The sequence below is a fragment of the Burkholderia sp. Bp9142 genome (assembly GCF_003853415.1).
Taxonomy (GTDB): domain Bacteria; phylum Pseudomonadota; class Gammaproteobacteria; order Burkholderiales; family Burkholderiaceae; genus Burkholderia.
Genome location: NZ_QTPP01000036.1, coordinates 68,010 through 80,419, shown reverse-complemented (window position 1 = coordinate 80,419; position 12,410 = coordinate 68,010). Strand labels below are relative to the sequence as shown.

The window sequence follows — 12,410 nt, the reverse complement described above, 5'->3', positions numbered from 1 at the left end:
GCCGGATATAGAGACGCAGCCCATCCTGTCTGTCAGAAACGCAAGAAAGCTGTTGCAAACGGGACGCGTTCATATAGGCGCAATGATCGTCCGCTGGTTGCTGGCAGCCGTTCACCTGATGGCGTTCGGCGTTGCGTTCGCCGCGATCGCGGGGCGCAACCGCGCGCTGCGCCGGGTCATCGCGTCGGCGCAGGCCGCCGACCTGCCCGGCGTGTTCAAGGCCGACGCGGCCTGGGGATTGTCCGCGCTGCTGTTGATCGCGACAGGACTCGCGCGCGCATTCGGCGGCTTCGAGAAAGGCTCGGCGTATTACCTTCACGAGCCGCTCTTCCACCTCAAGATGACCGCGCTCGTACTGATCCTGCTGCTCGAGATCGTGCCGATGCTCGGGCTGATCCGCTGGCGCATCGCCGCGCGGCAGCAGCAGATGCCCGATCTCGGCCGGGCACGGACCTATGTGCGGATCGGCCACTGGCAGGCCGTGCTCGTGATGGTCATCGTGCTTGCCGCGTCGGGGATGGCGCGGGGGATCGGGGCGGCCGGGTAGGCTGGCCGGCCAGGCGTCACCGGGTCGCTTCGGCACGGCAGGTGCAATTGGCCGACCGCGGCGGTTTACGTTCTTCCGGGCCGCGGTTCGACCGGCCGGCGCTGCCCGGCCCGATCCCGTTCGGCGCCCGCAGGCCCTTCCCCCGGGCATCCGTCGATGCGCCGGTGAACCCGACGCATTCGGTTCCGTCCGGGCGGAATCGCCGCCCGGTTCATGCCGCGCTCAGCGAACGAGGCACGGGCGCTTGTTGTTGAACGTCCACCCCGGAATCAGGTACTGCATCGCTGCCGCATCGTCGCGTGCGCCGAGCCCGTGCTGCTTGTACAGCTCGTGCGCGACCGCGACTGCATCCATGTCGATGTCGATGCCGAGGCCCGGCCGCTTCGGCACTTCCACGAGTCCGTTCTCGATCTTCAGCGGCTCGCGCGTCAGCCGCTCGCCGTCCTGCCAGATCCAGTGCGTGTCGATCGCGGTGACCTGGCCGGGCGCCGCGGCCGCGACGTGCGTGAACATCGCGAGCGACACGTCGAAGTGGTTGTTCGAATGCGAGCCCCACGTGAGACCCCAGTCGCGGCACATCTGCGCGACGCGCACCGAGCCCTGCATCGTCCAGAAGTGCGGGTCGGCGAGCGGGATGTCGACCGCCTGCAACTGCACCGCGTGGCCCATCTGGCGCCAGTCGGTCGCGATCATGTTGGTGGCCGTCGGCAGCCCGGTCGAGCGGCGGAATTCGGCCATCACCTCGCGGCCCGAGTAGCCGTTCTCCGCGCCGCACGGATCTTCCGCATACGCGAGCACGTGATGCAGGTCGCGGCACAGCCGCACGGCTTCGTCGAGCGACCACGCGCCGTTCGGATCGAGCGTGACGCGCGCTTCGGGGAAGCGCTCGGCCAGCGCCGTCACGGCGTCGACCTCGCGCGCGCCCTCGAACACGCCGCCCTTCAGCTTGAAGTCGTTGAACCCGTAGCGCGCATGCGCGGCTTCGGCGAGGCGCACGACCGCCTCGGGCGTCAGCGCGGCCTCGTCGCGCACGCGGGTCCAGTCGTCGGTCGCGCCGCGGCCGTCTCGATAGGGCAGCGCGGTCCTGGTACGGTCGCCGATGTAGAACAGGTAGCCGAGCATCTCGACGCGCTCGCGCTGCTGCCCTTCGCCGAGCAGCGCGGCCACGGACACGCCGAGATGCTGGCCGAGCAGGTCGAGCAGCGCGGCTTCGAGCGCGGTGACCGCGTGGATCGTGGTGCGCAGGTCGAAGGTCTGCAGGCCGCGGCCGCTCGCGTCGCGATCGGCAAAGGTGCGCCGCACGTCGTTGAGCACCGCATGGTAGTTGCCGACCGGCTGGCCGACGACGAGCGCGCGCGCGTCCTCGAGCGTGCGGCGGATGCTTTCGCCGCCCGGCACCTCGCCGACGCCGGTCCGGCCCGCGCTGTCCTTCAGGATCACGAGGTTGCGGGTGAAGAACGGGCCGTGCGCGCCACTCAGGTTGAGCAGCATGCTGTCGTGGCCGGCGACCGGAATGGCTTGCAGGTCGACGATGCGCGGCGTGTCATGGGAAGGCGAGGCAGTGACGGCGTTCATGGCGGCGATGGCGAAAGAGTGGGCAATGCCGGGCGGCAAAATCTTTGCCGCGCGCGGCGGGAGGTGCGATCATTCGACAACCGACGTGCGCGGCGTGCAAGCCCCGCATGTCGACAGCAACCCGAAAGGGTGGGGGCGACCCGCTCGATACCGGTGCCGCGCAGAAGCAGAAGCGCGAACGCCGGTCGATCGCGAACCACGGGACCCGGCAGGCGCTGATGCGCCGGCCTCGGTCAACAGGAGATCCGTATCGCAATCATCAGTCGTCGGATGACTTGTGACGCAGTATAATGAATCATCGGCGTTCGCTCAAACCCCGCGTAAACCCTCGGCTCACATTACGATCATTCAACAAGGAACCGGCCTCATGTCCGTGCCCACGCTTCCCGCAGCGCCGCGCCGTCGCGCACGCAGCCTCGCACAAGATGTCGTCGACGCGCTGACCGCGCAGATCGAAAACGGCACGCTGCGTCCCGGCGACAAGCTGCCGACCGAAACCGAAGTCATGGCGGCGCAGGGCGTCAGCCGCACGGTCGTGCGCGAAGCGATCTCGCGGATGCAGGCGAGCGGCCTCGTCGAGACGCGCCACGGCATCGGCAGCTTCGTGCTCGAACCGTCGCGCCGCCAGGCGCTCGGCATCGATCCCGCGACCATCACGACGCTGCGCGACGTGCTCGCGGTGCTCGAGCTGCGCATCAGCCTCGAAAGCGAATGCGCGAGCCTCGCCGCGCAGCGCGCGAACGATACCGATCTCGTCGCGCTGCGGCGCGCGCTCGACGCGATCGCGTCGGGGGCGGGCGGCGGCCGCGACACGGCGCAGCTCGACTTCCAGTTCCACCTGCAGATCGCGCAGTCCACCGGCAACCGCTATTTCGTCGACATCATGACGCAGCTCGGCGCATCGATCATCCCGCGCACGCGCGTGAACTCGGCGCGCTTCGCCGGCGACGACCTCGAACGCTACGTCGGCCGGCTCAATCACGAGCACGAGGACATCTACGAGGCGATCGCGCGTCACGACCCGGAAGCCGCGCGCGCCGCGATGCGCACGCACCTGACCAACAGCCGCGAGCGCCTGCGCCGCGCGCACGAGGCGGCCGAGGCCGAACGCGACACCCAGCCCAACTGACACGCGGCCGTCGTCACGGCCCGTGCGACGCCGCGGGCCGTGACGAGCATTGCTTAACGTCAGTCATCGTATGATGCTGGCGCGATTGCGTCGATCGTTTCGCTGCCGGCAGCCGATTCGCCTGCTCCCGCATCGGGCGACAGGAGGGGCGGGCAGCGTTCCCGCCGCCGCCCGCGCCCGGGCGGCCTGGCTACCCAGGTCGCCCATCCCGTCCGATCAGCCCCCCTTCGTCACGATGGTCTTCCACGCGCCGTTCTTCACCTGGTACAGCGTCGACATCCCGCTCTTCAGCGAGCCGTCGTTCGCGAACGAGATCCGGCCGGTGATGCCCTCGAAGTCGATCTTCTTCAGCGCCGGGCGGTAGACCTTCGGGTCGGTCGAGTTGGCCGCCTGCATCGCCTTGATCGCGGCCCAGGTCGCGTCGTAGCCGAACTGGGCGTACGACAGCACGTCGACGCCGAAGCGCTTCTTGAACCGCTGTTCGAAATCCTTGCCCTGCGGCAGCTCGTCGAGCGGACGTCCGTATTCCCATGCCATCGCGCCTTCCGCGGCCGGGCCGGCGATCTTGATGAACTCGTTGTCCTTCACGCCGCCGCCGCCGACGAACTGCGCGTTCAGCCCGAGCTGGCGCATCTGCTTGACGAAGTTCGCGGCGAGCGAATCGAGACCGCCGAAGAAGATCAGGTCCGGGTTCTTGCCCTTCAGGCTCGTGATCTGCGCGCGGAAGTCGACCGCCTGGTTGCTGGTGAACTCGCGGCCGATGAGGTTGCCGCCGGCCGCCTTCACGGCCTTCTCGAACTCGTCCGCCTCGCCCTGGCCGAACGCGGTGCGGTCGTCGATGATCGCGATGCGCTTCGCCTTGGTCACGTCGACCGCGTACTTGCCTGCGTTGCCGGCGTTCTGGCCGTCCGTCGCGATCACCATGAACATGTTCGCGAGCCCGCGCGACGTGAGCGTCGGGTTGGTCGCGGCCGGGTCGATCACCGGGATGCCGGCCTTGTCGTAGACCACCGACGCCGGAATCGTCGTGCCCGAGTTGAAGTGGCCGACCACCACCGACACGCTCTGGTCGACGAGCGCCTGCGCGGCCTGCACGCCGATGCGCGGGTCGGCCTGGTCGTCCTGCACGACGAGGTTGAAGTGCGCGGGCTTGCCGGCGATCTGCACCTTCTGCGCGGCGGCATCGTCGAGCGCGAGCTGCACGCCGTTCTGAAGATCCTTGCCATAGCCGGCGTTCACGCCGGTGAGCGGCGCGGCGAAGCCGACCTTCACGTCGGCCGCGTCGGCGGCCTGGGCGACCTGTTGCGAGAGGAGGGCAAATACGGATACGACCGACACCGACAGCAGGGAATGACGGAATTTCATGTTCGTTCCTCTTGTTCTTACACCAGCGGGTGGGTACCGCACGCAACCGGCGGGCCGGATGCGTGCGACGGGCGGGCGGTTCGACCGCTTCTCGGAATCGGGCGGGGAGGTCGGCATGCTGATGATTCCCGGAAGAATCTCCCGTCAGGCTCTGCGAGGAGCCCCGATCGCCTCGATTTATAGGTCGCCGATATGCACGGGTCTTGGCAATTTGCCGCGCAATCCATGCGGATTTGCGCATAGCTTCCGCGCGTGCGCAGGCGGCCGGTATCGGGAGTTTCCCGTCACGAACGGACGGGAGGCGGGGGTGGGTGGACGGGCGGCGCGGCCCGCCGGGGCCGCGCCGTGCTCGCCGTCGTCAGTCGGACAGCGTGTCCGACGCTGCTTCGGCGTCGTCGTGCGACGCGCTCGTGCGGATCGCCGGGTCGCTGGTGCTCGGGCGGCCGGTTTCGACATGGCCCGCGAAACGGCGCAGGAAGCCGAGCAGGCGGCCGTCGCTGACGGTCAGGTCGTACCAGCCGTGGCTGCCGCGCAGATCCCAGTAGTCGTCGACGTGCGCGCCCGGTGCCAGGTCGAACGTGCGCGCGCCGCCGTGGCCGTACGCGTTCGTCACCTTGAGCCGCACGGCCTTGTGGCCGCGGTTCATCAGGCGCAGCGTGATGTTGCCGTTCGCGACGTCGTAGCCGTAGATCACCTCCGGGTTCACGCTCGCGCTGCCGATGCCGGTCGCGAACGGGCCGCGGAAATGGCAGTAGAAGCCGTTCGGGCCGTACACGTCGAGGTCGTACAGGCCGAGCGATGCCGCGGCGCTCCACGTATCGGCGATCCGCTTGCCGGCTTCGACCGTGTACGCCCACGGGCCGTCGACACGGTTGCGCGACTGCACCTGGAATGCCGCGCCCGCACGGCCGGTGTTCGCGAAGGTCAGCCGGAACAGGCCGTTCACGGCTTCGACGCGGCCGCGCACGAACAGCTCGTACGGCAGCGCGCGCGCCGGACGCAGCCCGTCCTCCTGTTTCGGCAGTTTCTGCGCGACCGGCGGCACCGGGATGTAGTCGGGATGACGCAGGCGGTCGGGCGGCGCATAGCCGCTCGTGTCCGGCAGCGTCGGCCACGCGGCGTCGGCCGTCGCGAACTCGAACGCCGACGTCAGGTCGCCGCACACCGCACGGCGCCACGGCGACACGTTGGCGGCCGTCACCGGGTACTGCGCGCCGAAACGCGCTTCGATGAATTGCAGCAGCGACGTGTGATCGAAGGTCTGCGAGCAGACCCAGCCGCCCTTGGTCCACGGCGACACCACCAGCATCGGCACGCGCGGCCCGAGCCCGTACGGGCCGGCCATGTGCGACGCGTCGCCGGCGAACACCTCGTTGGTCGTCGCGACCGTCGACAGCCCGTTGTCGCGCGACTGCGGCGCGAACGGCGGCGCCACGTGGTCGAAGAAGCCGTCGTTCTCGTCATAGGTGATGAAAAGTGCGGTCTTGCTCCACACGTCCGGATTCGACACGAGCACCTTCAGCACCTGCTCGATGTACCACGCGCCGTAGTTGGCCGGCCAGTTCGGATGTTCCGAATACGCTTCCGGCGCGCAGATCCACGACACCTGCGGCAGCGTGCCGTTCTTCACGTCCTGCTGCAGCACGTCGAACAGCGTGCCGCCGGCGCTGATGTTGGTGCCGGTGCGCGCCTTGTCGTACAGCGGCGTGCCGGGCAGCGCGCTGCGGTACTGGTTGAAGTAGAGCAGCGCGTTGTCGCCGTAGTTGCCGATGTACGGGTTCTGCGTCCAGCCCCACGAACCGTTCGCGTCGAGCCCCGTGCCGACGTCCTGGTAGATCTTCCACGACACGCCGGCCTGCTCGAGCACTTCCGGATAGGTCGACCAGCCGTAGCCCTGTTCCTCGTTGCCGAGCACCGGGCCGCCGCCCGTGCCGTCGTTGCCGACGTAGCCCGTCCACATGTAGTAGCGGTTCGGGTCGGTCGAGCTCGGGATCGCGCAGTGATAGGCGTCGCAGATCGTGAACGCATCGGCGAGCTGGTAGTGGAACGGGATGTCGTCGCGCTTCAGGTACGCCATCGTCGTGGTGCCCTTGTTCGGCACCCACTGGTCGTAGCGGCCCTTGTTCCACGCGGCGTGCATGTCCTGCCAGCCGTGCGGCAGGTCCTGCAGGAACTGCAGGCCGAGCTTGTCCGCGCCCGGGTGGAACGGCAGCAGCTCGGCCGGGCCGACCGGCTGGTGGAACACCGACTTGCCGTTCGCGAGGCGCAGCGGGCGCGGGTCGCCGAAGCCGCGGACGCCGCGCATCGTGCCGAAGTAATGGTCGAACGAGCGATTCTCCTGCATCAGGATCACGATGTGTTCGATGTCGCGGATCGTGCCGGTACGGCGGTTCGCGGGAATGGCGAGCGCATCGCGGATCACGGGCGGGAACAGGTTCAGCGCGGCGGCGCCGGCGGTGCCGGCGGCGACGCGAAGGAAGTCACGACGGTTCGATCGGGTCATGGTCGTTATCGTGCGGTAAAGGGGGGAGCCGGTTGGCGGGACATGCGGAAAGAGTCGGCGCGGCCGGGCGCAGGATGCGGCTGCGCCGGTCGTGCCGCCGCGAGCATAGCGAGGAATCGGTGTCATTCATGTGAAGTCCGGAAACGTTTGCAGGTGCGGACCGGACAGGACTCGGACGGCGTTGTGCCGACGATCGGACTGCGCAGGAGGAGCGCGGCGGCGGCGCGAGTGGCACGCCGGAGCGGCGAGGGGGGACGGCGGCGGCGCGATGCGGGGGCGATGCAGGGGGGCGATGCGGGCGCGTCAGGCGTCGGTCACCCACGCGCCGAACCATTCGCTCGGGCGCGCGATTTCATCCTGCGCGGCGACGAGTTCGAGCTCGTAGCGGCGCGCGTCGTAGGTCGCCTTCACGACCGCATGCACGGCCGCGAGCGTGTGCTCGAACGCGGCGCGCACGGAGTCGCCGCGCAGCCGGCGCGCGACGAAAATGGCGCTGGTGAGGTCGCCGACGCCGACCGGATGGCGCGGAAACGCGTACAGCGGCCGCTGGCCGATCCACGCTTCGGTTTCGGTGACGGCGAGCATGTTGAAGCGGTCGGCCGGGCTGTTGCGGTCGTGCAGGTGCTTGACGAGGACGATCTTCGGGCCGCGGCGGATCAGCGCGCGGCAGGCGTCGACGGCTTCAGCGACGGTCTCGATGCGCCGCCCGGCGAGCTTCTGCAGCTCGGTGTGGTTCGGCGACATGCCGTCGGCGAGCGCCGGCACTTCCTGGACGATGAATTCCTCGACGCCGGGCTCGGGCCGGATGCCGCCCGTCTGGCCCATCGCCGGATCGCAGAAGTACCATGCGTTCGGGTTCATCGCCTTCACCGAGCGGACGATCTCGACGGCCGCGCGCGCTTGCGGCGGCGAGCCGAGGAAGCCGGACAGCACCGCGTCGCAGCGCTTGAGCGCGCCGATTGCAGCGATGCCGTCGACGAGCTGTTCCATCTTGGCGGCGTCGATCGCGCTGCCGGCCCAGTGGCCATACTGCATGTGATTCGACAGCTGGACGGTGTTGAGCGGCCAGACGTTGACGCCGAGGCGCTGCATCGGGAACACGGCCGCGCTGTTGCCGGCATGTCCGTAGATGACATGCGACTGAATGCTGAGGACGTTTTTCATGGATGTTCGCCTGCAGGCGTTTCAGGGTCACGTCACACGATACCCGAGTTCGTCGCGCGCGCGGAAGTCGCACGGCCATCGAGTGTTGCGCGCCGTCGTCAGCCCGACCGCGTAGAATCGCGGTGCACGAAGCCGCCCGGCTGCCCGCGTGCATTTCCCATTACCGTGATCGCCCGCCATGCCTTCGATTTGCAAGATGTTGTCCCTCGCGTGCGCCGCCGTGCTCGGTGCGGGCGTCGCCGCCGCATGCGCGACGTCAGTCGCGGCCGCCGTCCCGGCACCGGCCGGCAATGACGGGCCCGCGTACGGCCCCCGCCTGGAAGGTTTCGCCTATCCGGAGCCGGTGCACCGCTACGCGTTCGTGTCGCAGCGCGAAACCCTCGAGATGATGTACATGGACGTGCAGCCGGCGCACCCGAACGGCCGCACCGTCGTGCTGCTGCACGGGAAGAACTTCTGCGCGGCGACCTGGGAGGACACGATCGGCGTGCTGAGCCGCGCCGGCTATCGCGTGATCGCGCCGGACCAGATCGGCTTCTGCAAGTCGTCGAAGCCCGAACGCTACCAATATAGCTTCCAGCAGCTCGCGCGCAACACGCATGTGCTGCTCGAGTCGCTCGGCGTGAAATCGGCGACGATCGTCGGGCATTCGACGGGCGGGATGCTCGCGATGCGTTACGCGCTGATGTATCCGAAGGCGACCGACCAGCTCGTGCTGGTGAACCCGATCGGCCTCGAGGACTGGAAGGCGCTCGGCCTGCCGCCGCTGTCGGTCGACTACTGGTATGCGCGCGAGCAGAAGACGACGGCGGACGGCATCCGCCGCTACGAGCAGGCGACCTACTACGCGGGCAAGTGGGCGCCGTCCTACGAGCGCTGGGTGCAGATGCTCGCCGGCATGTATCGCGGCCCGGGCCGCGACGCGGTCGCGTGGAACTCGGCGCTGATCTACGACATGATCCTCACGCAGCCGGTGGTCTACGAACTCGGTGCGATCCGCGTGCCGACGCTGCTGCTGATCGGCGACAAGGACACGACCGCGATCGGCAAGGACGTGGCGCCGCCCGACGTGCACGCGAAGCTCGGCCGTTACCCGGAACTCGCGAAGCGCACGCAGGCGGCGATTCCCGGCGCGCAGCTCGTCGAATTCCCGGCGCTCGGCCACGCGCCGCAGATCCAGGATCCGGACGCGTTCCACAAGGCGCTGCTCGACGGGCTGGAGGCGGCGCACCCGCAGTGACGCAACGGCGGGCGCACCTGTCCGGTCAGCGGGTTTCGTTCGCGAGTTCGTCGCGGATCTGCGCCGCCAGTTCGAACGAGCGCACCCGCGCGGCGTGATCGTGGATCTGCGCGGTGATGATCACCTCGTCCGCGCCCGTCTGCGCGATCCGGTCGCGCAGCTTGTCGCGCACCGTGTCGCGCGAGCCGACGGCAGCGAATGACAGCGCGTGCGCGACGTTCGCGAGTTCGAACTCGCTCGCCTCGAGCGCGTCGACGGGCGGCGGCAGCTTGCCCGGCGTGCCGCGGCGCAGGTTGATGAACTGCTGCTGCAGCGACGTGAAGAGGCGCCGCGCCTCGTCGTCGGTATCGGCCGCGAACACGTTGACCCCGACCATCGCATGCGGCTTCGGCCACGCGGCCGACGGCCGGTACTGCGCACGATAGAGCTCGAGCGCCCGCATCAGGTAGTCCGGCGCGAAGTGCGACGCAAACGCGAACGGCAGCCCGAGCATCGCGGCGAGCTGCGCGCTGAACAGACTCGAGCCCAGCAGCCACACGGGCACGTCCAGCCCCGCGCCGGGCACCGCGCGCACGCGCTGGCCGGGCACCGGTTCCGCAAAATAGCGCTGCAGCTCGGCGACGTCGTCCGGAAACGCGTCGGCGCTGCCGATCAGGTCGCGGCGCAGCGCGCGCGACGTGGTCTGGTCGGTGCCGGGCGCACGGCCGAGCCCGAGGTCGATGCGCCCCGGATACAGGGACGCGAGCGTGCCGAACTGCTCGGCGATCACGAGCGGCGCATGGTTCGGCAGCATGATTCCGCCCGAGCCGACGCGGATCGTGTTCGTCGCGCCCGCGACATGACCGATCACGACGGCGGTCGCCGCGCTCGCGATACCGGGCATGTTGTGATGTTCGGCGAGCCAGTAGCGCCGGTAGCCCAGGCGCTCCGCGTGCCGCGCGAGATCGACGGTGTTGCGGAAGGCCTGCGCGGCGTCGGCACCGTCGGGGATGGGGGCGAGATCGAGTACGGAAAACGGAATCATCGGGTGGCCTTCGAAAGGGAGGAGCGCGGTGATGCGCATGCGCAACAGAGGCTGACGATTTTGCCAAAGGGTTCCGGAACGCGCTGGCGACGCACGGATACCCATGCGCCTTTCAGGGGTGCAAGGTGGGGTGTCGTGATCGTTGCAAAAATCGTTCTAATCGCCAAATAATTACTAATCTTTACGGCGATTGGGCATGTCTTCGCATCGACGTACAAAATTCCACGAAACGTTTGATTTTCAAGACTGCAATACGCCTGCAAAGTGCTTACGCTAACGTGAATGTAGTGGCACCAGAATGGTTCCGCGGCCGCACAGCTTTGCTGAAATCGCACCAGTCCGTTTCGCGAGGTGCCGCGCGCGGGCTGGCGCGGGCTGCTAAAATCCGGCGCCTGTCCATGTTGTGCCGATGATAGCCATTCGAATCTTCCCGCATCCCGTCCGGGCATCGCGCGAGGATGTGCCACGCGAAGCAGGGCATGGCCGCTTTCGGGGAATGGGCCGTGCCTCCCCATTACAGACGCTGCTGGAACAAGGAGTCGGGTCGTGCTCGCGTTCGTTGCTGTCGGAATACCCAATCACGTTCAACCCGGTTCGATCGATCGGCGGGGTGCCCGCGTCGCCGGAGGGCGTCGCGCATGACACCGACCGTCACGCTGCTTGACTGGCTCCTGATCGTGTTCACGCTGGCCGCGGCCGGCTATGCGCTCGTTGCGGCCTTCGCGCCGCGCCCGCGCACGCCGCGCACCGCCGCGCGCGACGGCTTCGAGCCGGTCAGCGTGCTCAAGCCGCTGTGCGGCGCGGAGCCGCACCTGTACGAGAACCTCGCGACGTTCTGCGAGCAGCGCCACCCGCGCCATGAAGTGCTGTTCGGGGTCGCGTCCGCGGCCGATCCGGCCGTCGCCGTCGTCGAGCGGCTGCGCGCCGACTATCCGGAATGCGACATCACGCTGGTGATCGACGCGCGCGTGCACGGCAAGAACCTGAAGGTCAGCAACCTGATCAATCTGGCCGAACGCGCGAAATACGGCCGCATCGTGATCGCCGACAGCGACATCGCGGTAAAGCCGGACTATCTGGAGCACGTGACGGCGCCGCTCGCCGACGCGTCGGTCGGTGTCGTCACGTGCCTGTATCATGCGCGCAGCGTCGGCGGGTTCTGGACGCGGATCGGCGCGCAGTTCGTCGATGCCTGGTTCGCGCCGTCGGTGCGGATCACGCACCTCGGCCGCTCGAGCCGCTTCGGCTTCGGCGCGACGCTGGCGCTGACGCGCGACACGCTCGAGCGGATCGGCGGTTTTCTCGCGTTGAAGGACGAGCTGGCCGACGACTTCTGGCTGGCCGAGCTGCCGCGCCGCCTCGGGCGACGCACCGTGCTGTCCGAGGTCGAGGTCGCGACCGACGTGATCGAGCCGTCGTTCGGGCCGCTGTGGCACCGCGAGACACGCTGGCTGCGCACGATCCGTTCGCTGAACCCGACCGGCTTCGCGTTCCTGTTCATCACGTTTACCGCGCCGTGGCTCGCGATCGGCGCGGCGCTCGCGCTGCGTCTCGACGGCACCTTCGCCGGCACGCTGGCGGGGGGAGCGGCCGTCGCGGGCGCGTTCGGGCGGCTGGTGCTGCACGCGCGCGGCGAGGACGGCTGGCGCGCGTTCTGGCGCGATCTCCCGCTCGTCGCGGTGCGCGACACGCTGCTCGCGCTCGAATGGCTCGCGGCCGTGTTCGGCACGCAGGTCGTGTGGCGCGGCGCGAGGATGACGGTCGTCGGCGCCGAACGCGCGACGGCGGCGGTGGAAGGCGGGGACGGCCGCTGAGGTACGTTCCCCGAGGGAGCCGGCCATGCGCCCGTTCCCGATCGAATCC

The 12,410-nt window shown here is 68.8% G+C and carries 9 protein-coding genes; 4 read left to right on the top strand and 5 right to left on the bottom strand.

What is annotated here, in order from left to right:
- The first annotated feature begins 82 nt into the window (after positions 1 to 82).
- Entirely contained in the window at positions 83 to 547 is a 465-nt protein-coding gene (locus DIE22_RS29970) for a DUF2214 family protein (RefSeq protein ID WP_124500117.1), read from the top strand.
- 222 nt (positions 548 to 769) lie between these two features.
- Here DIE22_RS29970 and gudD read toward each other — a convergent pair whose 3' ends face one another.
- Positions 770 to 2,122, bottom strand: coding sequence for a glucarate dehydratase (gene gudD / locus DIE22_RS29965; RefSeq protein ID WP_124500116.1), 1,353 nt, complete (start codon positions 2,120 to 2,122; stop codon positions 770 to 772).
- 367 nt (positions 2,123 to 2,489) lie between these two features.
- Here gudD and DIE22_RS29955 point away from each other — a divergent pair, with 367 nt between their 5' ends.
- Complete coding sequence (locus tag DIE22_RS29955; RefSeq protein ID WP_124606687.1) at positions 2,490 to 3,251, top strand: FadR/GntR family transcriptional regulator; 762 nt, start codon at positions 2,490 to 2,492, stop codon at positions 3,249 to 3,251.
- 216 nt (positions 3,252 to 3,467) lie between these two features.
- On the opposite strand, the gene DIE22_RS29950 is transcribed toward DIE22_RS29955, so the two are convergent.
- The 3 genes from DIE22_RS29950 to pdxY all read right to left on the bottom strand — a co-directional run bounded on the left by DIE22_RS29950 (position 3,468) and on the right by pdxY (position 8,283).
- Positions 3,468 to 4,616: a branched-chain amino acid ABC transporter substrate-binding protein gene (locus tag DIE22_RS29950; protein ID WP_124500114.1), complete on the bottom strand. Its 1,149-nt coding sequence runs from the start codon at positions 4,614 to 4,616 to the stop codon at positions 3,468 to 3,470.
- Positions 4,617 to 4,974: 358 nt separating this feature from the next.
- A complete protein-coding gene (locus DIE22_RS29945; RefSeq protein WP_124606686.1) occupies positions 4,975 to 7,119 on the bottom strand; it encodes a phosphocholine-specific phospholipase C in 2,145 nt (714 codons plus the stop codon).
- A 303-nt stretch (positions 7,120 to 7,422) separates the two neighbouring features.
- Positions 7,423 to 8,283 (bottom strand): pyridoxal kinase PdxY, encoded by an 861-nt coding sequence (gene pdxY, locus DIE22_RS29940; protein WP_124501501.1) that lies wholly within the window; start codon positions 8,281 to 8,283, stop codon positions 7,423 to 7,425.
- 178 nt (positions 8,284 to 8,461) lie between these two features.
- On the opposite strand from pdxY, the gene DIE22_RS29935 reads away from it, so the two are divergent.
- Complete coding sequence (locus DIE22_RS29935; RefSeq protein ID WP_124606685.1) at positions 8,462 to 9,523, top strand: alpha/beta fold hydrolase; 1,062 nt, start codon at positions 8,462 to 8,464, stop codon at positions 9,521 to 9,523.
- A 25-nt stretch (positions 9,524 to 9,548) separates the two neighbouring features.
- Here the strand turns inward: DIE22_RS29935 and DIE22_RS29930 are convergent, their stop codons facing one another.
- Entirely contained in the window at positions 9,549 to 10,547 is a 999-nt protein-coding gene (locus DIE22_RS29930; protein WP_124606684.1) for an LLM class flavin-dependent oxidoreductase, read from the bottom strand.
- 638 nt (positions 10,548 to 11,185) lie between these two features.
- On the opposite strand from DIE22_RS29930, the gene hpnI reads away from it, so the two are divergent.
- Positions 11,186 to 12,361, top strand: a complete 1,176-nt coding sequence (hpnI, locus tag DIE22_RS29925) for a bacteriohopanetetrol glucosamine biosynthesis glycosyltransferase HpnI (RefSeq protein WP_124606683.1) — start codon at positions 11,186 to 11,188, stop codon at positions 12,359 to 12,361.
- Positions 12,362 to 12,410: the final 49 nt, after the last annotated feature.